The 23126-nt window shown below is 69.1% G+C and carries 24 protein-coding genes; 8 read left to right on the forward strand and 16 right to left on the reverse strand.

The window, feature by feature from the left end; all coding sequences use genetic code 11:
* Positions 1-59: 59 nt before the first annotated feature.
* Together CHC08_RS52545 and CHC08_RS33685 are read left to right on the forward strand one after the other, a co-directional pair.
* Positions 60-1646 carry a sensor histidine kinase gene (locus CHC08_RS52545; RefSeq protein ID WP_089211429.1) on the forward strand — a complete coding sequence of 529 codons (1587 nt, stop codon included), beginning with the start codon at positions 60-62 and terminating at the stop codon, positions 1644-1646.
* 52 nt (positions 1647-1698) lie between these two features.
* Positions 1699-2175, forward strand: a complete 477-nt coding sequence (locus CHC08_RS33685; RefSeq protein WP_179282359.1) for an ATP-binding protein — start codon at positions 1699-1701, stop codon at positions 2173-2175.
* 18 nt (positions 2176-2193) lie between these two features.
* Here CHC08_RS33685 and CHC08_RS52550 read toward each other — a convergent pair whose 3' ends face one another.
* The 5 genes from CHC08_RS52550 to CHC08_RS33710 form a co-directional block, all read right to left on the reverse strand.
* Complete coding sequence (locus CHC08_RS52550) at positions 2194-2565, reverse strand: ClpX C4-type zinc finger protein (RefSeq protein WP_089211431.1); 372 nt, start codon at positions 2563-2565, stop codon at positions 2194-2196.
* A 358-nt stretch (positions 2566-2923) separates the two neighbouring features.
* A complete protein-coding gene (locus CHC08_RS33695) occupies positions 2924-4096 on the reverse strand; it encodes a LysR family transcriptional regulator (RefSeq protein ID WP_089211432.1) in 1173 nt (390 codons plus the stop codon).
* 171 nt (positions 4097-4267) lie between these two features.
* Positions 4268-5440 carry a glycine C-acetyltransferase gene (locus CHC08_RS33700; protein WP_089211481.1) on the reverse strand — a complete coding sequence of 391 codons (1173 nt, stop codon included), beginning with the start codon at positions 5438-5440 and terminating at the stop codon, positions 4268-4270.
* Positions 5440-6468 (reverse strand): L-threonine 3-dehydrogenase, encoded by a 1029-nt coding sequence (gene tdh, locus CHC08_RS33705; RefSeq protein WP_089211433.1) that lies wholly within the window; start codon positions 6466-6468, stop codon positions 5440-5442. Before tdh ends, CHC08_RS33700 begins: the two co-directional genes overlap by 1 nt.
* 438 nt (positions 6469-6906) lie before the next feature.
* On the reverse strand, positions 6907-7794 hold the full coding sequence (locus tag CHC08_RS33710; protein WP_089211434.1) for a pirin family protein: 888 nt from the start codon (positions 7792-7794) through the stop codon (positions 6907-6909).
* Positions 7795-7869: 75 nt separating this feature from the next.
* On the opposite strand from CHC08_RS33710, the gene CHC08_RS48665 reads away from it, so the two are divergent.
* On the forward strand, positions 7870-8100 hold the full coding sequence (locus CHC08_RS48665; protein ID WP_143653439.1) for a hypothetical protein: 231 nt from the start codon (positions 7870-7872) through the stop codon (positions 8098-8100).
* Positions 8101-8128: 28 nt separating this feature from the next.
* On the opposite strand, the gene CHC08_RS33720 is transcribed toward CHC08_RS48665, so the two are convergent.
* From CHC08_RS33720 to CHC08_RS33755, 6 genes are all read right to left on the reverse strand, one after another.
* Complete coding sequence (locus CHC08_RS33720) at positions 8129-9211, reverse strand: SPFH domain-containing protein (RefSeq protein WP_089211436.1); 1083 nt, start codon at positions 9209-9211, stop codon at positions 8129-8131.
* A gap of 4 nt (positions 9212-9215) precedes the next feature.
* Positions 9216-9650 (reverse strand): NfeD family protein, encoded by a 435-nt coding sequence (locus CHC08_RS33725; RefSeq protein WP_089211437.1) that lies wholly within the window; start codon positions 9648-9650, stop codon positions 9216-9218.
* 318 nt (positions 9651-9968) lie between these two features.
* Positions 9969-11105: a fumarylacetoacetase gene (gene fahA, locus CHC08_RS33730; protein WP_089211438.1), complete on the reverse strand. Its 1137-nt coding sequence runs from the start codon at positions 11103-11105 to the stop codon at positions 9969-9971.
* On the reverse strand, positions 11105-12064 hold the full coding sequence (locus CHC08_RS49930; protein WP_179282361.1) for a hypothetical protein: 960 nt from the start codon (positions 12062-12064) through the stop codon (positions 11105-11107). Before CHC08_RS49930 ends, fahA begins: the two co-directional genes overlap by 1 nt.
* Positions 12046-13215 carry a homogentisate 1,2-dioxygenase gene (locus tag CHC08_RS33745; RefSeq protein ID WP_089211439.1) on the reverse strand — a complete coding sequence of 390 codons (1170 nt, stop codon included), beginning with the start codon at positions 13213-13215 and terminating at the stop codon, positions 12046-12048. Before CHC08_RS33745 ends, CHC08_RS49930 begins: the two co-directional genes overlap by 19 nt.
* A gap of 348 nt (positions 13216-13563) precedes the next feature.
* On the reverse strand, positions 13564-14358 hold the full coding sequence (locus CHC08_RS33755; RefSeq protein WP_089211441.1) for an alpha/beta fold hydrolase: 795 nt from the start codon (positions 14356-14358) through the stop codon (positions 13564-13566).
* 85 nt (positions 14359-14443) lie between these two features.
* Here CHC08_RS33755 and CHC08_RS33760 point away from each other — a divergent pair, with 85 nt between their 5' ends.
* Positions 14444-15172 carry a TetR/AcrR family transcriptional regulator C-terminal domain-containing protein gene (locus CHC08_RS33760; RefSeq protein ID WP_089211442.1) on the forward strand — a complete coding sequence of 243 codons (729 nt, stop codon included), beginning with the start codon at positions 14444-14446 and terminating at the stop codon, positions 15170-15172.
* A 98-nt stretch (positions 15173-15270) separates the two neighbouring features.
* Here the strand turns inward: CHC08_RS33760 and CHC08_RS33765 are convergent, their stop codons facing one another.
* From CHC08_RS33765 to CHC08_RS33780, 4 genes are all read right to left on the reverse strand, one after another.
* Positions 15271-16503, reverse strand: coding sequence for a cytochrome P450 (locus CHC08_RS33765; protein ID WP_089211443.1), 1233 nt, complete (start codon positions 16501-16503; stop codon positions 15271-15273).
* A 93-nt stretch (positions 16504-16596) separates the two neighbouring features.
* Positions 16597-17991 (reverse strand): NAD(P)/FAD-dependent oxidoreductase, encoded by a 1395-nt coding sequence (locus tag CHC08_RS33770; protein ID WP_089211444.1) that lies wholly within the window; start codon positions 17989-17991, stop codon positions 16597-16599.
* Complete coding sequence (locus tag CHC08_RS33775) at positions 17981-18262, reverse strand: ferredoxin (RefSeq protein ID WP_245878720.1); 282 nt, start codon at positions 18260-18262, stop codon at positions 17981-17983. Before CHC08_RS33775 ends, CHC08_RS33770 begins: the two co-directional genes overlap by 11 nt.
* 119 nt (positions 18263-18381) lie before the next feature.
* Complete coding sequence (locus CHC08_RS33780) at positions 18382-19227, reverse strand: SAM-dependent methyltransferase (protein ID WP_089211445.1); 846 nt, start codon at positions 19225-19227, stop codon at positions 18382-18384.
* A gap of 28 nt (positions 19228-19255) precedes the next feature.
* Between CHC08_RS33780 and CHC08_RS48670 the strand changes: the two genes are divergently transcribed.
* From CHC08_RS48670 to CHC08_RS33795, 4 genes are all read left to right on the forward strand, one after another.
* Positions 19256-19492, forward strand: a complete 237-nt coding sequence (locus CHC08_RS48670; protein WP_143653440.1) for a hypothetical protein — start codon at positions 19256-19258, stop codon at positions 19490-19492.
* A 104-nt stretch (positions 19493-19596) separates the two neighbouring features.
* On the forward strand, positions 19597-20502 hold the full coding sequence (locus CHC08_RS33785; RefSeq protein WP_089211446.1) for a helix-turn-helix domain-containing protein: 906 nt from the start codon (positions 19597-19599) through the stop codon (positions 20500-20502).
* Positions 20503-20779: 277 nt separating this feature from the next.
* A complete protein-coding gene (gene sigJ, locus CHC08_RS33790; RefSeq protein WP_089211447.1) occupies positions 20780-21724 on the forward strand; it encodes an RNA polymerase sigma factor SigJ in 945 nt (314 codons plus the stop codon).
* Positions 21725-21933: 209 nt separating this feature from the next.
* Positions 21934-22347, forward strand: coding sequence for a hypothetical protein (locus CHC08_RS33795; RefSeq protein ID WP_218825617.1), 414 nt, complete (start codon positions 21934-21936; stop codon positions 22345-22347).
* 53 nt (positions 22348-22400) lie between these two features.
* Here the strand turns inward: CHC08_RS33795 and CHC08_RS33800 are convergent, their stop codons facing one another.
* Positions 22401-23033, reverse strand: coding sequence for an IclR family transcriptional regulator (locus CHC08_RS33800; protein WP_089211448.1), 633 nt, complete (start codon positions 23031-23033; stop codon positions 22401-22403).
* Positions 23034-23126: the final 93 nt, after the last annotated feature.

The raw sequence follows: 23126 nt of genomic DNA on the forward strand, positions 1-23126 counted from the left end.
GGGCTTCTGCGGCGTGATGGCCCGGTCGTCGGTAGGTACCCATCCTGGAAGGAGACACGGTGAGGTTGGTATCGCGTTTGCGTTCGATCCTGCGCCTGCGTTCGATCCAGGGGCGATACACCACGGCGGCGACGGCGTTGTTGCTGGTGGTGCTGGTCGTGGTGGGGGTGAGCTGCGATCTGGTGATCCGCTATCGCATCGAGGACGACGTGTTCAAAAGCGCCGAGCGGGTGGCCAGCCAGTGGAGTGCGGCGGCTCGAACCGGAGGAATGCCCGAGATGATTCCGGCTTCGGGCGGGGTGGATCTGGTGCAGCTGGTCGACGCCCAGGGGGCGGTGGTACGGGCGAGCCGGCGCGCGCGGGGGCGCGCGCCGTTGAGTGCCATCAGGCCGCCGTCCAACGACCGTTTCCAGCGGTTGCATGACAACGGGTTGTTGTTGATGGCGATCCGGGTCTCGCCGGCCCCGGAGGCGCCGGTGATCTATGCCGGTAGTGCGGAGCCGCGGTTGCTGGGTCGGCATTATCTGGAGTTGTTCTTGGCGGTGGCGGCGTTGGTGTTGCTGGGTTTGGCGGGGTGGTTGACGTGGTGGGTGGTGGGTCGGACGTTGCGGCCGGTGGCGGCGATCCGGGCGCGGATGGCGGAGATCACCGGTAGTGATGTGAGTCTGCGGGTGCCGGTGCCGGCGGGTGAGGATGAGTTCGCGTTGCTGGCGCGCACGGCGAATCAGAGTTTGGAGCGGTTGCAGGAGGTGGTGGAGCAGCAGCGGCAGTTTGCCTCGACGACCTCGCATGAGTTGCGGACTCCGATCGCGGGGTTGCGGATGCAGTTGGAGGAGGCGTTGCTGTATCCCGATGAGGTGGATGCGGTCGACAGTATTCGGGGGGCGCTGTCGGCGACGGGGAGGTTGGAGGCGATTGTCAATGATTTGTTGTTGCTGGCGCGGTTGCGGGTGGCGGAGCCGGCGGCGCGGGAGTTGATTGATCTGGGCAAGTTGGTGACGGAGGAGGCGATGCAGGTTTCGCAGAGTGCGGGGGTGGCGGTGTATGTGCATGCGGCGTCGGGGGTGTGGGTGTCGGGTTCGCAGATCCGGTTGATTCGGGTGGTGGGTAATTTGCTGAGTAATGCTCGCCGGCATGCGGCTGCCAGTGTGGAGGTGTCGGTGGAGGCGATCGATGGTCGGGCGGTGTTGGCGGTGGTCGATGATGGGGCGGGGGTGGCGCCGGCCGATCGGGAGCGGGTGTTTGAGCGGTTTACCCGGTTGGCCGATGGGCGGCGTCGGGATGCGGGGGGCAGTGGTTTGGGGTTGGCTATTTCGCGGGATATCGCTGAGGCGCATCGGGGGAGTTTGCGGATCGAGGATTCGCCGCGGGGGGCGCGTTTTGTGTTGCGGTTGCCGTTGTTGCATGTTCAGGGCGGTGTTGAGGGTTCGGCCTCGACCGATCATTACGGGCCCACGCCAACCGACCACGCCGACCACACCCATCCCCCACCGGCCGGAGCGAGCGACGCCGAACCTCCGGGGATAAACAGCCCCAAAACAGCGAAAACAAGCCACCTTCGCCTGCCGGAAACCCGCGGTCTGGTGGGGGCCTGGTCGGGTTGGGACGGGACCGATCCCAGGCTTTCATGGAACCCCACTGATTGACGTGCATGGACGAATGGGAGCTACCGGGTCAGCCACCTCTGGGGACGAGCCGATGAATCTGGAGACATGCAGAGAGATATTTCTGCCCGGCAATCGCGAGTCCCCTTCGCAGGCGCGCGATGAGATCCGCAAATGGCTGGGCGAGAATCATCCGGCCTACGAGAACGCGCGGCTGGCCGTGTCCGAGCTGGTGACCAATGCCGTACAGCACGCCCGGCACGGTGCCGCCGGATTCGAGGCCGGTGACCCGCTGCTCCTACGGTTGGTGACGTATGACGGGCTGCTGCGCATCGAGGTCGTGGACGCGGGTCTGAGCGCCGGCGAACCCCGTGCCCGAGCAGACCCGGCGATCCCTCTCGCGGAGAGCGGACGGGGATTGGCGATCGTCGGCGTGCTCTCGGACGGGAACTGGGGACACAGCTCAAATGGCCAGGAACCCGGCCGGACCGTCTGGTGCGAGCTTCCCGCGGATCCACAGCACTCGGACGAGCACCTCACCGGGACGTCCGCTCCGCAGGTCTCCAGGTGATCGTCCTTCCAGATCGCGTCACTCCTCGCCGGAGAACCGCTCCCACGCGGACTGGCGGGTGATCCCGAGAGCTTCCCCGATCCTGGCCCAGGTGACGCCGCGCCGCCGCAGCTCCTGCACCCACGAGCGCAGGTCGGCCTCGGCCTGGTCGATGTGCGCGGCGACGCGCGGAATGTGGCCCAGCATCTCCTCGTCGGTCAGTGACTGCCACATGGGCACGGGCGGTCCCGCGGGGCTGCTGTGGCTCCCGTCGATGATCGACGCGGACAGGGCCACGCACTCGTTGCAGATGTAAACGCCGGCGCCGGCGACCAGCTTGTCGACCTCGGTGGACGGCTTGCCGCAGAAGGAACACCGGGCGAGTTCGGTCAGGGTGTCAGGCAGTGTCACAGCGCACTCCTCAGTTGTCAGGGCTTCCCTGACACCTTAGATCGTCAGGGTATCCCTGACAACTCGTATGCGCGTTGCACCGCTGAAACGCCTCGCCGGCAACACTTCGGTCCCGGCTCCGCGACCCGGCCAAATGATCCGCCAGGCCTGTCAGGGTTGTCCGGACCTCTCACCGTCGACCCGCTGGTCTTGCGGTTGGTGGCGTATGTCGGGTTGCCGCGTATCGAGGTCGTGGACGCGGGCCTGGGTGGCCGGCGAACCCCGTGTCCGGACGGACCCGGTGTGTCTCCCTCGGAGGATCTGCGACATGCGCCGTTAGCTCCTCTTCCCCGTTGGAGCGTCCCGCCGGGGGTCTCCGTCACATGGACGGGGCCTGGCGCAGGGCCGTCGCCGCGTCCTGGAGGGCGTGGAGCAGGGGGATGAGCAGGGGGTGGCGTTCCGCGCCTCGCCGTACGGCTGCGAAGACGCGGCGTTTCGGGCCCGGCACCGGGCGGATCACCACGCCGGAAAGGTCGGTGCCGCGCAGGGCGAGCCGGGGCACCATCGCCACCCCGGCCCCGGCGGCGGCCAGCGCGACGACCGCGCTGAAGTCGTCGGAGGAGTGGGCGAACTCCGGGGTGAACCCCGCGTGCTCGCAGGCCAGCGCGATCACGTCGTGGCAGGGGTTACCCGGGTAGGGGCCGATCCAGATCTCGCCGGACAGGTCGGCGACCGACAGTGTCCTGGTGCCGCGCTCGGAGGTCGGCGGCGTGTCGACCGGCAGTGTCCTGGTGTCGCGCTCGGGGGTCGGCGGCGTGTCGACCGGCAGTGTCCTGGTGTCGCGCTCGGGGGTCGGCGGCGTGTCGACCGGCAGCGCCCTCGGGTCGTGTGTGGAGGCCGGTGACGTGTCGACCGGTGCCGTCCTGGCGTCATGTTCCGGGGTCGGTGGCATCTCCGCGTCGCGTTCCGGAGCGGGCGCCGCCTCTCCGTCGTGATCCGGGACGGCCGCCAAGGGGTGGTCCCGGGGAAGCACGATGTCGAACGGCTCGGAGTAGAGGGGGATCCGGAACAGTCGCAGGTCGTCCTCGCCGGGTGCCCCGCGATATTCGACGGCGACGGCGACGTCCACCGCGCCGTCCAGGACCATGGTGAGGCTCTGGTCGCCCTCGGCGTCCAGAACCCGTACCTGAATGCCCGGCTCCTTGTCCCGGAGCGTGTCCATGGCCGGTGCCACGACCAGCCCGATCGCGGTGGCGAAGGAGGCCACCTTCACCTCGCCCGCCGTACCGGCCGTGTAGGCGGCGATGTCGGCTCCGGCCCGCTCAAGCTGGGCGAGGACCTCGTTGGTGTGGCCGAGAAGGATCCGGCCGACGGCGGTCAGCCGCACGCCCCGGCCGTCGCGTTCCAGCAGGCGGTGACCCACCTCGTGCTCCAGCGCGACGAGCTGCTGGGAGACCGCCGAGGGGGTCAGGTGGAGTGCGGCGGCCGCGGCGGTGACCGTCCGATGGTCGGCCACCGCGCGCAGTGTCCTGAGCCGCCGCGTGTCAATCACGCCTCCATTGTCGCGGAGACGGGAAACCACTCGTCGTACGGGTTCCGTGATGCCGTCCGCCGTGCGGGCGGGGTGCCACTCGCCGTACCGGGCGGGGGCCGGTCATAGTACGGGTTCCGTGATGCCGCCCGCCGTACGGGCGCGTGGTCCTCCGCCGTACGGGGCCGGAGGTTACCCGCGTGCGGCGATGAACGCCTCCACGGCCCGGTCCACGTCCTCGGTGGAGTGGGCCGCCGAGAGCTGGACCCGGATCCGGGCCTGGCCGGACGGGACCACGGGGTAGGAGAAGCCGATGACGTAGATGCCCCGCTCCAGCAGGCGCTCGGCCATCGCGGAGGCCTCGGCGGCGTCGCCGATCATCACGGGGACGATGGGGTGGTCACCGGGCAGGATGTCGAACCCGGCCTCGGTCATCTTGGCGCGGAACCGGGCGGTGTTGGCGCGCAGGTGCTCACGGGCCTCGTTGGAACCGCTGATCAGGTCGAGGACGCGCAGGGACGCGGCGGCGATCACGGGCGCGAGCGAGTTCGAGAACAGGTAGGGGCGGGAACGCTGGCGGAGCAGCTCGCAGATCTCCTTGCGTGCCGCCACGTAACCGCCGCTGGCCCCGCCGAGCGCCTTGCCGAGCGTGCCGGTGATGATGTCGACCCGGTCCATCACGCCGTGCAGTTCGGGGGTGCCCCGGCCGCCGTCGCCGACGAAGCCGACCGCGTGCGAGTCGTCGACCATGACCATGGCGCCGTAGCGCTCCGCCAGGTCGCAGATCTCGTCCAGCGGCGTGACGTAGCCGTCCATGGAGAAGACGCCGTCGGTGACGATCAGTTTGCGCCGGGCGTCGGCGGACTCCTTGAGCCTCGCCTCCAGCTCGGCCATGTCGCGGTTGGCGTAGCGCAGGCGGCGCGCCTTGCTCAGGCGGATGCCGTCGATGACGCTCGCGTGGTTGAGGGCGTCGGAGATCACCGCGTCGCGGTCGTCGAGCAGCGTCTCGAACACGCCGCCGTTGGCGTCGAAGCACGAGCTGTACAGGACCGTGTCCTCCTGGCCGAGGAAGTCCGACAGCCGCGCCTCCAGCTCCTTGTGCACCTCCTGGGTGCCACAGATGAAGCGGACCGACGCCATGCCGAAGCCCCAGCGGTCCAGCGCCTCCTTGGCGGCGGCCACGACCTCGGGATGGTCGGCCAGGCCCAGGTAGTTGTTGGCGCAGAAGTTGAGCACCTCCCCGCCGCCGGCGACGGCGATGCCCGCGCGCTGCGGGGTGGTGATGACCCGTTCTGGCTTGAGCAGTCCCGCCGCGGAGATCTCGTCCAGGGTCGCGCGGAAGTCGTCGCGGAGATTGTCGAACATCAGGCGGTCCAATCCAGGATGATCTTGCCGGTCTTACCGCTCGCGGCGGTGTCGAAGGCCGCGTCGAAGTCGCGGTAGGAGAAGCGATCGGTGATCACGGGGGAGAGGTCGAGGCCCTTCTCCAGAAGCACGGACATGGCGTACCACGTCTCGTACATCTCCCGGCCGTAGATGCCCTTGATGGTGATCATCGAGGTCACGATCGTCGCGAAGTCGACGGCGAACTCCTGGGCGGGCAGCCCGAGCATGGCGATCTTTCCGCCGTGCGACAGATTGGCGATCATGTCGCGGAGCGCCTGCGGGTGCCCGGACATCTCCAGGCCCACGTCGAAGCCCTCACGCATGCCCAGCCGGTGCAGGCCTTCCGTGACGGACGTCTCGGCGACGTTCAGCGCCAGGGTGACGCCGAGCTTGCGGGCCAGCTCCAGCCGTTCGGGGCTGACGTCGGTGATGACCACGTTGCGGGCGCCCACGTGCGTGGCCACCGCGGCGGCCATCAGCCCGATCGGCCCGGCGCCCGTGATCAGCACGTCCTCGCCGACCATCGGGAACGACAGGGCGGTGTGTACGGCGTTGCCGAACGGATCGAAGATCGCAGCGACGTCGAGGTCCACCGGCATCCGGTGCACCCAGACGTTGGAGGCCGGAAGCGTCACGTATTCGGCGAAGGCGCCGTCACGATTCACCCCCAGCCCGACCGTGTTGCGGCACAGGTGCCGGCGTCCGGCCATGCAGTTGCGGCACTTTCCGCAGACCAGGTGCCCCTCGCCGCTGACCAGATCGCCGGGTGCGATGTCCTCGACCCCCGGCGCCACCTCGACGACCTCGCCGCAGAACTCGTGTCCGATGATGAGCGGTATCCGCAGCGTCTGCTGCGCCCACGCGTCGAAGCTCCGGATGTGCAGGTCCGTGCCGCAGATCCCGGTGCGCAGCACCTTGATCAGCACTTCTCCCGGCCCGACGACCGGCTCCGGCACGTCCACCAACCACAGGCCGGGTTCGGCCCTCTCCTTGACCAGCGCCTTCATCAAAGATTCCCCCTCGGCTCCGACTTTACGCACTGTGCCCGGTGTGCTCTGAAGGTGTCCATCGCGCTTTTCTTAACCCTGCCCACAGTGCTGCTTCACATTCCGTCTGCTGGGACTCCAGATCCACGTGTGAGGTGGGCGGATCCAAGAGGGCACTGACCACTTGTGGGACGGACCGAGCTGCGGGGACTCCGGATCCGGTGATGAGGAGAGTGGTCTCGATGGCACCCCGGACGGACGGGCGGCGGGACTTCGGATCCGGTTGCGGGGAGGGCGGGTCCGAAGGGGATCCGGTCGGCCGGGGGCAGGCGGAGCCGAAAGGCCCTTCGCGGGAAGGGGAGCCGCCCTCACAGCGGGGCCGGGTGCGGTCACGCGTGCTTCAGGCGTGCGATCACACGTGTTTCAGGTGTGCGGTCACGCGTGTTCCGCGTGCGCCGGTCACGCGTGCTTCAGGCGTGCCTGGCGAGGTACGGCGCCGAACTTGCCGGCGTGGAAGTCCGCGAACGCCTGCGCGATCTCGGTGCGCTTGTTCATCACGAACGGCCCGCCCATGGCGATCGGCTCGGCGATCGGCCGGCCGCTGTAGATCATCAGCTTGGCCTGCTCTCCGCGGTCGGCCGCGGCGAGCCGCAGGGTGCTGTCCTTCTGGCTCCGGCCCAGCGGGTCGGACCAGGCGATCTGCCCCGCCCGGACCACGCGTCCGGCCACGCGGGCCTCGCCGTTGATCATGTACGCGAACGCCCGGTGATGCGCCGGCAGGACGTATTCCAGCGTGGCGCCGGGATCGAGGGTGACCATCGCGCCCTGCACCGGCCAGTGGTTCAGCGCGGGTCCGCTCACGCCGCCGATGGTGCCCGAGATGAGGTCCACGGTTGCCCCGGGGCTGATGATCTGCGGCCGGGCCGCCGCCAGAACGTCCTGGTATCGGGTGTCGACCATCCTGGAGCGCGCGGGCAGGTTCAGCCACAGCTGCAACGTGTGCGCATGCTCGTTGCGGTAGGCCAACTCGCGGTGGATGATCCCTCGTCCGGCGGTCATCCACTGGACGCCACCGGCCTGCAGAGCGCCGACGTTGCCGGCGTTGTCACCGTGTTCGAGGACTCCGTCCAGGACCGTCGTGACGGTCTCCAGCCCGCGGTGCGGATGCCATTCGAAGCCCGGGGAGGAGAACCAGTCCTCGCTCAGGACCAGGAACGGGTCGGTGCGCACGGGGTTGGTCGGCGCGATGATGATCGCCTTGTCGTCGACCTGGGCATCGTGCCCGGTGCGCTGCTTGGTCTCGACCCGGTCGACGGTGCGGCTGTGGGCCTGTGTCTCGATGGTCATTGTCCGTCCTCCGGATCGAGATCGTCCCGACCCGCTGTGTCCGGCGTGATGTTGTTGAAATCTAAACTACATCCTGTGCCCGCCGGTCGCGTCGGGACAACCTGGAACGTGCCGCCGGAGTGTGCCGAGGGCGCTGCCACCATCGAGGGCATGGATCACCGTGAAGTGCTCGAACCCGGTGTCCTGAACGTGCCGCCGGAGTGTGTCGAGGGCGTCGTCATCGCCGAGGGCATGGATCACCGTGAAGTGCTCGAACCCGGTGCCTCCGTCTCGCCGCAAAGGACGGAGACACCGGGTGAGCCATGAAACGCGTCATCGGAACCGCGGGAAGGGATCAGGGGGTGGTGCGGTGGCGGTTCTCCTGCAGGTCGGCGAGAGGGTCGGCGTGGGCGGTGGCCGCGGAACCGAGCTGGCGGAGGCCGGAGTCGGTCTCGGCGGCTTCGGCCACCGCCTCGGCCGCGGCCTTCTCCGCCTCGGCCGACTCCCTGGCGGCCGTCTCACTGATCTCAGGGATCTCACTGGCCTCGCGGGTGGCGGCCGAGCGGGGAAGGACCTCGGTGAAGGCCTTCGAGACGCCCTGCAGAGCGGAGGTGACCTCGCTGGGAATCACCCAGAACGTGTTGCCCGGGCCCTTGGCGAGCTCAGGCAGCATCTGCAGATACTGGTAGGCCAGCAGCTGCGGGTCCGGATCGTTGCGGTGGACCGCCTGGAAGACCTCGTCGATGGCCTGGGACTGACCCTGGGCCTTGAGGATCGCGGCGCTGCGGTCACCCTCGGCGCGCAGGACCGCGCTCTGCTTGTCACCTTCGGCGGTGAGGATCTGGGACTGCCGCTGGCCTTCGGCGTTGAGGATCGCGGCGCGCTTGTCACGCTCGGCGCGCATCTGCTTCTCCATCGCCTCTTTGATGCTCTTGGGCGGGTCGATGGCCTTGATCTCCACCCGGTTCACCCGGATGCCCCACTTGCCGGTCGCCTCGTCCAGCACGCCCCGGAGCTGGCTGTTGATCGTGTCGCGGGAGGTGAGGGTCATCTCCAGGTCCAGCGAGCCGACGACGTTACGCAGGGTGGTGACCGTGAGCTGCTCGACGGCCTGGATGTAGTTCGCGATCTCGTAGGCCGCCGCCCGGGGGTCGGTGACCTGGAAGTAGAGCACGGTGTCGATCTCGACGACCAGGTTGTCCTCGGTGATCACCGGCTGCGGGCGGAAGGAGACCACCTGCTCGCGGAGATCGATCATCGGGTAGACCCGGTCGATATAGGGAATCACGAAGCTCAGGCCAGGCTTGAGCGTGCTGTGGTAACGGCCGAGCCGCTCCACGTTGCGGGCACGGGCCTGGGGGACGATGCGCACCGACCGCACCACCGTCAAAACGGCGAACAAGACGATGAGCAGTCCGACAATCAGGAATGCATCCATAGGGTTACTCCCGGGGATATACGAGCGCGGTGGCGCCTTCGATCTCGATAACGTCGACGACCGCTCCCGCAGGAATCACTAGCGTCTCGTCGTATGCCTTGGCCGACCATTCCTCCCCGCCGATCTGCACCCTGCCTTCCCGGCCGTTCACCTCGCGCAGGACGTAGGCGGTTTTGCCGACGAGGGCCTGGATCCCGAAACGCTTGCTTGAGGGCTGGAGCTTGAGGTGTCGTTTGGCGATGGGCCGCACCACGACCACCCCGGCGGCCAGGGAGGCCGCGAAAACCAGGAGCTGGAGGGGGACCGGCAGGCCGAGAACGGCGGCGACGGAGGTGAGCAGCGCTGCGCCGCCGAGCAGGCCGAGAGCCGTGGTCAAGGTGAAGAGTTCCGCGACGCCCAGTACCACCGCGAAAATCAACCAGATGATCCAGTCATCCATGCTCCGGCCCTCCTACTACTCATTAAACGGGGCGGGCGTCCGAGAGGTTCCTTCCTCTACCGTATGTCGTTATTCGGACGCCCGCCGGAGGTTGCCGTGTCGCGATTGCGAATCGGTTCCCCCACCGTTCCCGGCGGGGTTTTCCGATCCGCCCCGGCTCCGTTTCCCCGTTTCCTCGTTTCCCCGTTTTCCCGGCTCGGTCTCCCGGTCCTCGCCGTCCCGGTTTCGCGGCCGCTCTCGAACCGGCGAAATTCACCGGCAGCCGCCTCCGTTCCGCCTGTCGGTGATCGATCGGGCACGCTGGGTCATGTCGTGGACCTACCTGGCGGGCACGACGGTTCCCGACACCTCGCCCAGAGTGATCACAGCCCCTCCGGGACCGGGGGCGGTCGCGGTGATCGTGACGGTGTCGCCGTCCTCCAGGAAGGCCCTGGCCGAGCCGTCGGGCAGTTTGAGCGGCTCGGTGCCGTTCCAGGTCAGCTCGATCAGCGACCCCCGCTCTCCCGGCTCGGCGCCGGAGACCGTGCCGCTGGCGTACAGGTCGCCGGTGCGCAGGGACGCGCCGTTGACGGTCATGTGGGCGAGCATCTGGTCGGGCGTCCAGTACATGTCCCGGTACGGCGGGCGGGAGACGACCTCGCCGTTGATCGCGACCTCCAGGCTCAGGTCGAGCCCCCACCGCTCCTGACGGCGCAGGTAGTCGTGCGGCTCGGGATCCTGTTCCCTGCCTGCGACGCGGGCCTGCGACAGGGCCGCGAGCGGGGTGATCCACGGTGAGATCGAGGTGGCGAAGGACTTGCCGAGGAAGGGGCCCAGCGGGACGTACTCCCAGGCCTGGATGTCCCTGGCGCTCCAGTCGTTGACCAGCGTGACGCCGAACACGTGGTCCTCGAACCGGCCGGCCCGGTCGCCGAGGGCGGTCGGCGTGCCGACGACAAATCCGACCTCCGCCTCGATGTCCAGCTTGGCCGAGGGCCCGAAGAGCCCCGCACCGCGCTGCCCGGACGGCCTGACGATCGAGGTGCCGGACGCGACGACGGTCCCGGCCCTGCCGTGGTAGCCGACCGGAAGCTGCCGCCAGTTCGGCTTCAGCGGCTCCTCGTTGGGGCGGAACATCCGGCCGAGGTTGGAGGCGTGCTCCAGCGAGCAGTAGAAGTCGACGTAGTCGGCCACCTCGATCGGCAGGTGCAGCGTGACCTGGTCCAGCGGGATCAGGTGCGGCTCGACCGCCGTCTGGTCGGTGCTCAGCTTGTTCTGGATCACGGCCCGGGTGTCCCGCCACGCGGCGGGGCCCCTGGACAGGAAGGCGTTGAGCGAACCGGTGGCGAACACCTCGTCGTGCAGGGCTCCGGCGAGGTCGACCACGTGGTCGCCGTACCGCACGCCGACGCGGGGGATCTCGCTCTCGTTGCGGGAGAAGACCCCGTAGGGAAGGTTCTCCAGGCCCCAGGACATCAGGCGTTCTCCTCTGTGTTGATGCTCGCGTCGGACCTCTGCCGGTCCTGGAGGTCCACGCCCACGGCCTCGGACGGCCACTGAGCGATCAGGCCGAGGGCCACCAGGTCCTCGATCGGGGTTTTTGTGCTGCACGAGCCGTACGACACCAGCAGACTCCTGGCTCGCCCGGCGGTGTCATCCGGTACGGCCTGCGCCAGCCGTACCAGCTCGCCGACGTCGGTCAGCTTCAGCACCAGCACCGGGTCGCGGCCCTCGACGGCCGCGCAGACCGCGAGGACCAGGTTGAGGAAGCCGTGCCTGTCCACACCCAGCGCGGGGTCGAAGTGGCGGACCGCGTTGTGCAGCCCGGCGGTCGCCTTGAACGGGATCCCGTGCTCGACGCAGTGGGTGATGGCGGCGCCCAGGTCATGGGCGGTGGGGAAGGCGTCGGCGGTGAGCCCGCCGCAGCGGAACTTCAGACCGGGCCGGGTGGCGTCGTGGGGCGAGGAACCCGGCAGGGCGGCGGGGGACGGGGAGTCCGGGCTTGGCCGGGTGGCGTCGTGGGGCGAGGAACCCGGCGGAGCGGTGTCGTGGGGCGGGAACGTGTGGTTCCCGGGGGGGACCTCCACGAACAGCCGGGCTCCGCCGGGTAGCAGGGGGTTCAGCCGTTCGGACACGGCGGCGGGTGAATCGCCGGGCGGCTGCCGTACCTCGACGAGCTCGACGGCGACGTCCCCGGGCGATGGGACGTCCGGGGTGTCCAGGATGAGCCCGAGCCGGATCGGGAAGGTCAGGTGGGCACGGAGTTCCGCCAGGCGGCTGGCCGGGCAGAGAAAGCGATGGGTGAGCACCGGGTTGTTCCCGGCCAGATCGGTCCGGTGCCGCTCCAGAGCCTCGGCCATCGGCAGGGAGGTCGGGGGGAACAGCCCGGCATCGTCGACGAGGCCGTGGAAGAGCGTCACCGGGCCCACGTCCACGCGTAGGCGGAGTCCTCCACCGACAGTCCCGCGGGACCCAGGTCCAGCGGGCGGAAGGTGTCGACCATCACGGCCAGCTCGCTCGTCTGCGTGTGCCCCTGCCGTACCGCCTCGATGACCGCCTCGACGGCGCCCGGCTGCGGGCCGTGCGTGAACCCGGCCGGGTGCAGCGAGATCGAGCCGACGTCGATGCCCGAGCCCTTGCGCGCGGTGTAGTCGCCGCCCGCGTAGAACATCAGCTCGTCGGAGTCGACGTTGTGGTGGTTGTAGGGGATGGGGACGGCGTCGGGGTGGAAGTCGAGCGGCCGGGGGCAGAACGAGCAGATCACGAAGTTCGGGCCCTCGAAGGTCTGGTGCACCGGCGGCGGGGCGTGGGTGCGCTTCACGATGGGCTCGAAATCGTTGATGTTGAACGCGTAGGGATAGAGGCAGCCGTCCCAGCCGACCACGTCGAACGGGTGGTTGCGGTAGACCAGCCGGGTCAGCCCGCCGCGCGTGCGGACCAGCACCGGCACCTCCTCGCCCTCGACGATCAGAGGCTCTCCCGGGGAGCGCAGGTCACGCTCGCAGTAGGGCGCGTGCTCCAGGAACTGGCCGTACTTGGACAGGTAGCGCTTGGGCGGCCGGATGTGTCCCGCGGCCTCGATGGTGAAGGCCGTGACGCGGCCCTGGGGAACCCAGCGGTGGATCGTTCCGGTGGGGATGACGACGTAGTCGCCCTCGTCGGCCTCGATCACCCCGTAGGTCGACTCGAACCTGACCCTGCCTGTGGCGATGTAGACGCACTCGTCACCCATGGAGTTGCGGTAGAGCTCGCTGGGGGTCTCGGTCGCGGCGTACGACATGCGGACGTCGGCGTTGCCCGCCAGCAGCCCGCGCCCGGTGACCAGGTCGCCGCCGGTCGGCAGGTCCTGGGTGCGGAGGTGGCGGGGGGAGAGGGGCAGGTTGGGGACCAGCGTGGTGCTCTCGGTGGGCGTGACCGCCTCGGCCTTGATGATCGCGGTGGGGAGATGACGGTGGTAGAGCAGGGACGAGTCGCTGGTGAAGCCCTCCTCGCCCATCAACTCCTCCGCGTACAGGCCGCCGTCGGGCCGCCGAAACTGCACATGTCGCTTGCGGGGAATCTCACCCACGACGCGGTAGTACGGCATCCGCTTCTCCCCAATCTGTCCGTATATAGGACATCAACGTCCTTTATATGAACAACGATCTGTCAAGAGGGAGGAGATGTCAAACGTCCGGCGCCTGCCGGAAGCGGGGCGAGGCGGTTGTCGAGATTCCTGGACAGGTCCGCGGGCCGGCCACCGGGCGACATGATCGCCGGACCGGCCGTTGACACCGCAGCCCGAGGGTCGGTGGCCTGGAAGGAGAGCGAGGTGTCGATCCCGGCGACCAGGTCGTCCTCGGCGATCCTCGGTCGGTATGGCGGGATCTTGGTTGTGTGTTCCATTGAATGTCGGACGGCAGAATTTGAAAGCGGGGATTCTCCGGCGTCCCCTTCAAAGGACCCTGTCGGCGAGGGTTTCGATGATGCGGGCGACCTTGCCGGGGGCCGTCTGGTTGGCGGCATGGCCCTTTCCGTGCATCACCACCTTTTCGGCGTGCGGCAGCCTGCGGGCGAGGGCGTCGAGCCGTTCACCGAGATGGGCGGGGCTGCGGTCGCCGGTGAGCAGGATGATCGGAGTCTCGATCCGGGCGTAGGCGTCAAGGCGGACGCCCAGCTGGTCGAGCGCGTCGCTGTCGTCGAGCTGACGTGGGAGGAGCGCGCGATATCGGGGGCGGACGGCCACGTATGCCCCGCCCAGCCGGGCAAGCCACGGGGGGAGCCGGATGACGTCGCGCAGCCAGATCGCCATCGCCTTGCCCGGTTTGCCGGCGGCGAGCGCCGCCCTGGCCTGCTTGACCGCCTCGCCCCCCAGCGAAGGGCCGATCACGAGGGCCGGCTCGTAGAGGACCGCGCCGGCGAACGTCGACGGCGAGGCCACCAGGGCCTCCAGCGCGACCACCGCGCCGGAGGAGTGACCGACGAGCAGGACGGGCTCGCCGGTCACCTTCGCCACCGCGAGGACGTCGTCGACCTCCTGGGCGATCGAGAACGGTGAGCCGACGGTGAGGTCCAGCCGATACTGGCGGCGGTGCAGGCGCACGACCCGGAAACGCGCCGCCAGCAACCCGGCCACCTTTCCCCATGTCCTCCCGTCGTCGGAGCCGGGGTGGAGGACGAGGACGGCCGGTCCCCGGCCCTCGTCGGCGGCGAGGACGGTGGTGCCGTCGGCCGATGTCGTTGTGATCATTTTGTCGACCTCGGTGTTTTCTCGGTGAGTCCGATGCTTCCTTAGCAGCGCTAAGTTTGACTTAGCACTGCTAAGGTGTCAATCGATGGCAAAGAGCAAACGGGTCGGCCTGACCCGGCAGATGATGATCGAAACGGCGCTGCGGCTGCTCGACGAGGTCGGGCTGGACGGGTTGACGGTGCGACGGCTCGCCACCGAGCTGGGCGTCCAGTCACCCGCGCTCTACTGGCACCTGCGCAACAAGCAGGAACTGCTCGACGGAATGGCCGACGCGATCGTCGTGGCCGCCGGGATGGGCCCGCCCCGCGACGGCGAGTCCTGGCAGGACTGGCTCGCCCGCCGGGCCCGTGCGTACCGGGAGTCCCTGCTCGCTCACCGCGACGGCGCCCGGATCGTCGCCAACGCCGCCCGGCTGAGCCCGGCGACGTTGAGGACGTTCGATGAGGAGCTGACCGCGATGGTCGGCCACGGGTTCACCCCGTTGCTGGCGCTGCGCACGATCACGGCCCTCACCCACTACACCAACGGAGCCGTCCTGCAGGAGCAGGCCACCCGTCAGGAACGGATCGAGGGTCAGGAGTCCGCCGACGGACCGGCGGATCGGACCGAGGGTCAGGAGTCCGCCGACGGGCCGCAGGACCGGATCGCGGCGCTGGCCGAAATGCTCGACGGGGGCATGGAGGCGACCCTGCTCGTGGCCTTTCGCGAGGGCGGCGGTTCGTTCGGAGAGGAGACCTTCGAGTACGGCCTCCGGGCGCTGATCGACGGCACGGCCGCCGCTCTCGCCCTTCAACGCCCCGGCCGACCGGCCTGATCCGTCGGCCGTCGCGGAAGTCCGCCGACCACGGTCTTCCCGGCCGGGCCCGGCGTACCACCGACCCCGTTCAACGCCGCGCTCGGCGGCCTCCAGATCTATGCGGAGAGATCGTCGAAGGCGATCGGGAGGTGGCGTGGGCCGCGCAGGACCGGGTTCTGCCGGTACGGAGGCGGGTCGTTCACCAGCCGGGGGTTGCCGAGACGGCGGGCGAGCTCGGTCAGTGCGAGTTGCGCCTCCAGCCGCGCGAGAGGCGCACCGAAGCAGTAGTGGATGCCGCTGCCGAAGCCGAGGTGCTGGTTGTCCTGGCGTTCGGGCTCGAACCGGTCGGGATCGCTGAAGCGCTGGGGATCCCGGTTGCCGGAGGCCAGGACGAGCCAGATGGGCGCGCCCCTGGGGATGGTGGTGCCCGCGATGTCGATGTCGGCGAGGGCGGTGCGCTGCGGCAGGAGCTGCACCGGGGGCTCGTAGCGCAGGAGCTCCTCGACGAGCGGGACGGCCAGGCCGGGATCGTCCCGCAGCCTCTTGAGGACGTCGGGGTAGCGCAGCAGCGTGAGCATTCCGTTGGTGATGAGGTTGACGGTGGTCTCGTGGCCGGCGATCAGCAGCAGGACCCCGGTGGCGATCAGCTCCACCGACGTCATCTGCCCGTCGGGGCCGTGGTCGAGGGCCAGCGCGGAGAGCAGGTCCTCGCCGGGCGTGCGGCGGTGCTCCTCGATGAGCTCGGCGAGATACAGGCCCAGCTCGGATCGGGCCTGGTCGGAGGCGCGCTGCCGTTCGGCGGGACCCTCGGCCGGGTTGGGATCGAGGGCGGCGACGATCGCCTCGGCCCAGACGTGGAAGCGCGGCTCGTCCTGGCGGGGCACTCCAAGGAGCTTGCAGATCACCGTCACGGGGAAGGGATAGGCGAAGTCCTCGACGAGGTCGACCTGGTTTCTGCCCTGGAAGCCGTCGATCAGCTCGGAGATCATCTGCGCGAGCTCGCCGCGCATGTTGAAGATCCGCCGGGGGGTTTTCGGCGGTCCGAACGGGCGCGTCGCCAGGCGGCGCAGCCGGTCGTGCTCGGGTGGATCGAGCCTGATGAAGCTGACGGGCAGTCCCGGGTCCTCCTCCACGGGAAGGGCGCAGCCCGGCTGGGGAGTGCGGTTGCGCAGATCGGAGCTGAGCCGCGGGTCGTGCAGCAGGGAGAGGATCTCCCAGTAGGTGCTGACGGTGTAGACGCCGTCCTCCTGCCGCGCCACCGGCGTTTTACGGAGCTCGGCGTAGAGCGGATAGGGATCGGCGCGGTTGGCGTAGTCGGTGATCTGCCGCAGTAGGGTGCCCGAAGTCATGGAAGTCCTTGAATATCCGGTCGGGACGCTCATCGTCGCGAATGTTCGGTCGGGACGCTCACCGTCGTGAAGGTCCGGTCGGGAAGCTCGTCGTCACGCATGGGCCGGGGTGAACGTGACCCGCCGGTCGCTGGGCGAGTAGCCGCTCAGGGTGACGGTGGGCCCGTGAGAGGGCAGGGAGGGATCCGGGAACTCGGCCGGGACCGGCCGCAGCCCTTCGGGGCGCCGGTCCACGTTGGCGAAGTCGAGCGGGAACGGCGCGGCCGACTCGATCAGTTTGCGGTAGAAGTCCAGCCATCTGGCCTGGTCGAAGGTGACGGCGGCGATGACGCGGCCCTGGAAGCCGTAGGCGGCGGCGAAGCGGTGCTCGGCGAGCGACCCCTGGGTGATCATGAGTTTGTCACCCATGGTCGGTACGCCGGTGGACTTGATGTTGACGCCGAACTGGGCGGACCAGAAGGCCGGAACCCACAGGTGCGGGAGGCGGTCGGGTCCGGAAGCGATCATGTTGTGGGCCGCGATCTCGGCCTGCGCGACCGCGTTGCCCCAGTGCTCCAGCGAGAGGAACTGGTACGCGAAGAGCGGGTGGGGCGAACGGGCGACGTCCCCGGCGACGAAGATGTCGTCGGTGACGATGCCGTGGACGTCGAAGGCCCGGCACCCGGCGTCACAGGCGATTCCCCGCGGGCCGGCGGCCACTCCGGATCCCGCGAGCCACTCGGTGTTGCGCATCGCGCCGAGCGCGACCACCGCCACGTCCACGTCCAGCGCGGTGCCGTCGGACAGATGGGCGCGCGTGAGCCGTCCGGCCGGGTCGCCTTCGAGCGCGGTGACCGTGATGCCGCAGCGCAGATCGACGCCGTGCGCGCGCTGCAGCTCCGCCGCGACCGCGCCGATGACGCCGCCGAGCGCTCCCACCAGAGGGGCGGGGCCGCGCTCGGCCACCGTGACCTCCAGCCCCCGCTCACGGCAGGCGGAGGCGATCTCGGAGCCGGTGAACCCGGCGCCGATGATGAGCACCCGCCGAGGTCTGGCGGTCAGCCGCCGGTTCAGCAGGACCGCGTCCCCGCTGGTACGCAGGACGAAGACCCCGTCCAGGTCGGCCTCGGCCTCCTTCACCCACGGCCGGGCGCGGGTGCCGGTCGCGATCAGCAGGCGGTCGAACGCGACCTCCTCGCCGTCGGCCATCCGCACCCGCTTGCCGACCAGGTCCAGCCCCGTGGCGGCGACCCCGAGCCGCCACTGCGCGTCGATGGCGCATCGCCGGGGAAGGGGAGCGCCGTCCGCCGGCATGCGGCCCAGTAGGACCTGCTTGGAGAGCGGCGGCCGGTCGTAGGGCTCCTGAGGCTCGTCGCCGATCATGGTCAGCGACCCCGTGAAACCCTCCTTGCGCAGGGTCTCCGCGGCGCGCAGGCCCGCCAGCGAGGCACCCACGATGACGATGCGGCCGTGCCGTTTGAACGCCTGCGAGGGTCCGTCAACCGACATGGACGTCCGCCTCCCTCGCCACGGTCGGCTCGTCGGCCCGCTGGTCGGCCCACTGGTCGACCAGGATGGCCTGGACCGGACAGGCGGCCGCGGCCCTCACGACGTGCTCGCGTTGCGCGTCATCGGCGTGAGGGGTGTACATCAGCGCTTCTTCACCGTGCATGGTGAACACATCCGGTGCGAGGAACGCGCACTGCGCGTATCCCTCGCACCGGTTGAGGTCGACGACGATCCTCATGAGGACCTGTTTCCCTTCAACGGGGTTGGCCATCGGGATGATGCCCACCGTAAGCCGCCGACCAGGGAAAAGGTCATCCGGAATCGCCGCGTTGCGCCTTTTGGGTCACCCTTTGCAGGACTCGTCCCAAAGGGAGGGCGATGGACGGCGCGTCAGGGTTTCCGGCCGACGGCGCAGAACTCGTCCACTTCGTGACCGATGTCGAGACCGCCGGGTTCGGGCCGCCACAGCGGGCACGAGACCACTCCGGGTTCCACCAATTCCAGGCCGTCGAGGAACCGGGAGATCTGCTCCGGCTTGCGGAGGAAGTACGGAGTCGAACCGGCGTCGTTCCAGATGGCGATCGCCTCGTCGAACTCCTTGCCGCGGATGACGTTGGTGCCGTCGGCGATCGCCAGGTAGCTGCCCAAGGGCAGGGCGTCCAGCAGGTGGCTGACGATCGGCCGCACCTCGGCGTCGGGGATGTGTCCCAGGATGTTCATCAGCATGAGCGCGACCGGCTGGGTGAGGTCCAGGGTGTTCTGGGCGGCGACCAGGATCTTCTCCGGGTCGCGCAGGTCGGCGTCGATGTATTCGGTGCTGCCCTCCGGGGTGCTGACGAGCAGGGCGCGGGCGTGCGCCAGGACCAGAGGGTCGTTGTCGACGTAGACGATGCGGGAATCCGGAGCCACGCGCTGGGCGACCTCGTGGGTGTTGTCGACGGTCGGCAGGCCGGTGCCGATGTCGAGGAACTGGCGGATGCCCGCCTCTCCTGCCAGATACTGGACGGCGCGAGCGAGGAACGCCCGAGAGGACCGGGAGATGTCAACGATGTCCGGAAAGACCTCACGGAACTGGTCGCCGATCTCGCGGTCGACGGCGTAGTTGTCCTTGCCGCCCAGCCAGTAATTCCAGATCCGGGCCGAGTGCGCCACGCCGGTGTCGATCTCGTTCGGCGATTCCTGGTCGGGATCCGGTGGCTCCTGGCCGAGAGGGCGAGGGGAAAAGTCGTCGGGCAAGGGGAGGCTCTTTCCTTCGGTACCGGCGGTGGAGAAGACCTTTATGTTGCTATCTTGCCGGTTTGCCACTTTTCCGGGAGCCGTTTATCGCTCACTCTCCGCGTTTCCCGGAACCGTCAACATCGCGCAAAAAGGTACAATTAGGACAAAAGTGCAGTTGCCGACGAAGGCCATCGTCTCGGGTGCGGAGCGTTTCCGGCAACATTGCGGCAAGTCTCCGGTGATGCCCTGGAAATCCCTCCCACAACGCCCTGAAAAATGGTGAGAATGCCATGTCAGGGAACCCGTCTTCTCGTACCGGGCCGGGAACGTGGAAGGCTTGGGGCGGCGAGGTATCGGAAATACACAGCTTCTCGACAAAGAGGGAGTATGGCGGCTATTCAGGACGCAAGTGATTTGTCCGACGATCGTGTCCTGGACTGCGAGCATGCGGGGCCGACGGTGCTGCGGATGATGGTGGGCCTGCAGCTGCGCCGGCTGCGCGAGAGCGGCGGGATAACGTGCGAGAGCGCCGGAGAGTCGATCCGGGCGTCACACTCCAAGATCAGTCGCATGGAGATGGGCCGGACCGGATTCAAGCCGCGCGACGTGGCCGACCTCCTGACCCTCTACGGCGTCGGCGACGGCGCCGTCCGGGAGAACCTGCTCGCCATGGCCAAGAAGTCCAACGCGCCGGGCTGGTGGCACGCCTACGGTGATGTGCTGCCCGGCTGGTTCGAGGCCTACGTCGGGCTGGAGCAGGCGGCCTCGATCATCCGCAGCTATGAGGTCCAGTTCGTTCCCGGCCTGCTGCAGACCGAGGACTACGCGCGCGCCACCATCCGGCTCGGCCACCAGAACGCCCCGAGTGCGGAGATGGAGCGGCGTGTCGGCCTGCGGATGCGCCGTCAGCGGATCCTCACCCGGCCTGACCCGCCCATGCTGTGGGCCGTACTGGACGAGGCGGCGCTGCGCCGTCCGATCGGTGGCGCCGTGACGATGCGCGCCCAGATCCAGCACCTCATCAAGCTCGCCGAGCTTCCTCACGTCACCATCCAGGTGATGCCGTTCAGCGCGGGCGGCCACGCCGCGGCAGGGGGACCGGTCACCATCCTGCGTTTTCCCGAGAACGAGCTCCCCGACGTGGTGTATCTCGAACAGCTCACCAGCGCTCTCTATCCCGACAGGGAGGCCGACATCGAGGGCTACTGGCACGTCATGAACCGCCTGGTCGTCGAGGCCGAACCGCCGACCGAGACCTCGGCGCTTCTCCAGCGGGTTCTCAAGGAGACCTGAGGCGCGCGGGCGGGTTCCCGGAAGGCCCGGCGGGCGTCGTACGGCGCCGGAAGCCGGTGACGTCCCCGCCGGGGCCGATCACGTTCTTCCCTGCGGGCTTTCAGCGGCGATCCGCATACCGGCCGAGGGTAACCGGGCTTTTCTGTGTGCTGGATGGTGTCTCAGTAGTTCGACGACACGACCGCGGGATGCGAGGTGACGCGTCAACCTCACATTCCGGAGGGTTGCGTCGTCGGTCTGGTGAGGACAGACGCGACCAAGGAAAGTCGGCGACACCGTGACCACCCCATCCGAGCCAGGAGACGACCGGCTCGATCCGAGCCTGAGCACGATCATGAGCGAACGGCGTCAGCTGATCAATCTCGCGTATCGGCTCCTCGGTTCCCTGGCCGACGCCGAGGACGTCGTCCAGGAGACCTACGCCCGCTGGTACGCCATGCCCGGGCAGCAACGGGAGGCCATCGAATCCCCCGGCGCCTGGCTGACGACCGTCGCCGGTCGCATCTGCTTCGATCTGCTCGGCTCGGCGCGGGCCCGGCGGGAGCGCTACGTGGGCGAATGGATCCCCGAGCCGCTGCCCGACCGTACGGAGTGGATCAGCAGGCGGTCGGATGACACCACGGCCGACCCGGCCGACCGGGTCACCCTGGATGAGTCGATCACCATGGCCTTCCTCGTCGTGCTCGACGCGATGACCCCGGCCGAGCGCGTCGCGCTCATCCTGCACGACGTCTTCCGCTACTCCTTCGCCGAGGTGGCCGACATCGTCGGCCGCACCCCCGCGGCCTGCCGCCAGCTGGCCTCCTCGGCCCGCCGCCGCATCCGCGACTCACAGGCTCCCGCGACCACGGCAGCCCGGCAGGCCGACATCGTCAGGGACTTCAAGCACGCGTGGGAGGCCAAGGACATCGACGCCCTCATCGGCCTTCTCGACCCCGGCGCCACGGCGATCGCCGACGGTGGCGGCCTGGTCAGCGCCGTGCTCCGCCCGGTCGAAGGCGCCGAGCAGGTCGTGCGCTACGCCGTCGAGATCGCCGGCAGGGTGCCCGACATGACGCTCCTGGAGCGTACGGTCAACGGCCGGCCCGGTCTGGTGGCCCAGCGAGACGGCGTCACCGTGATGGTGGTGGCGTTCGACGTCGCGGGCGACCGGATCAAGCACATCTGGGCCGTGCGCAACCCCGACAAGCTCCGGCCGTGGACGACGGGGCCACAGCACTAGACCCACCCGGACGCGGGGCCGTCGAAGCACCTCGGCCGTCAGGGTGGGGCGCTTTCCTCGGTCGCGGCCGTCCTCGCCGGAGCGACGACACACCCCCGGAATGTGAGATGGGCGCGTCGCCTCACATTCCCCGCGGTTGTGTCGTCGGACTACTGGGACACCGTCCAGCATGCGGATCACCCCGTCCCCCAGTCGTCAAGGAGTCACCCGTGTTGTTGCGTGCCGTGATCACTCTGCAAACCTTGGTCCTCTTCTCCGCGCCGATCACCGCCGGACTTTTGCTCTCCTCATCCGGCGGACGGGCGTTGCACAGTGTTTCGGCGTACGGGGTGTTCACCGTGGCGGTGCTGCACCTGGTCACCGCGATCCTGGTGTGGCGGCCGGGCGGCGGTTCGCCCAGGCCCATCCTGTACGCGGCCGTGTTCATGGGGCTCACGCTGGCGCAGATAGCGCTGGGCATCGCGCACGTGAAGACCCTGCACGTCCCATTGGGCGTGCTGATGTTCGGCATGAGCGTCCTTCAGCTCAGCCGGGTCTGGACCGACCGCCGCGCTCAGGTGGCCGCCGCGGGCCGGAGGGGTGGCGACGTTCACGCGGTGCCCGCCCCTGTCGATCACCTGTGAGCCGGCCGCGATGACAGCACGTCCATCGTGACCAAGCAGTCTCAAATGCCCTCTCAGGTCAGGGAGCGGGCGAGTTCGGCGGCGGCGCCGGCCACCCGGGGGCCGATGGTGCCGGGATCCAGGGGGGTGAAGGCGATCACGCCCACGGAGGCTTCGAGCCAGGGCAGGCCGGGAACGGGGGCGGCTATGCCGCGGGCGCCTTCCTGGAGCTGGCCCTCGGTGATCAGATAGCCGGTACGGCCCTCACGCAGGGCGAGGATGGCGAGCCCGGCGGCGCCCCGGGCGAGGGGGTGGCGGGAGCCCTCGCGGTAGGCGACGTGCATGTTCGTCCAGGAGGGCTCGACCACCGCCACCGCCAGGCCGTCGTCTCCCTCGGCCACGGTGAGGTGCGCGGTCGCGCCGACCTCCTCCGCGAGCCTGCGCAGGGTGGGCAGGGCGCCGTCACGCAGCAGCGGTTGCACGGCGCGCGCCAGGACGAGGACGCCGAAGCCGAGGTGGACGCGGCCGTTGCCGTCGCGGCGGACGAAGCCCTCACTCTGGAGGGTGGTGAGCAGGCGGTAGACCGCCGGGCGGCTCAGCTCCAGCTCGGCCGCGAGCTCGGTGGGAGTGCGGCCGCGGCGGCCGTCCGCGAGCAGGCGGAGCAGGCGGAGGCCGCGTTCGAGGGTCTGCGACGCTTCGGCCGCCATCAGAGCACCCGCTGGGCTGAGAGCATGCCCTCGATTATCGCCGGTGCTTGCGGTCGTGAGCCGACGTGGCCCACGGTGGAGGTGTGGTCTGGG

The sequence above is a fragment of the Streptosporangium subroseum genome, from assembly GCF_900188345.1.
Lineage (GTDB): Bacteria > Actinomycetota > Actinomycetes > Streptosporangiales > Streptosporangiaceae > Streptosporangium > Streptosporangium subroseum.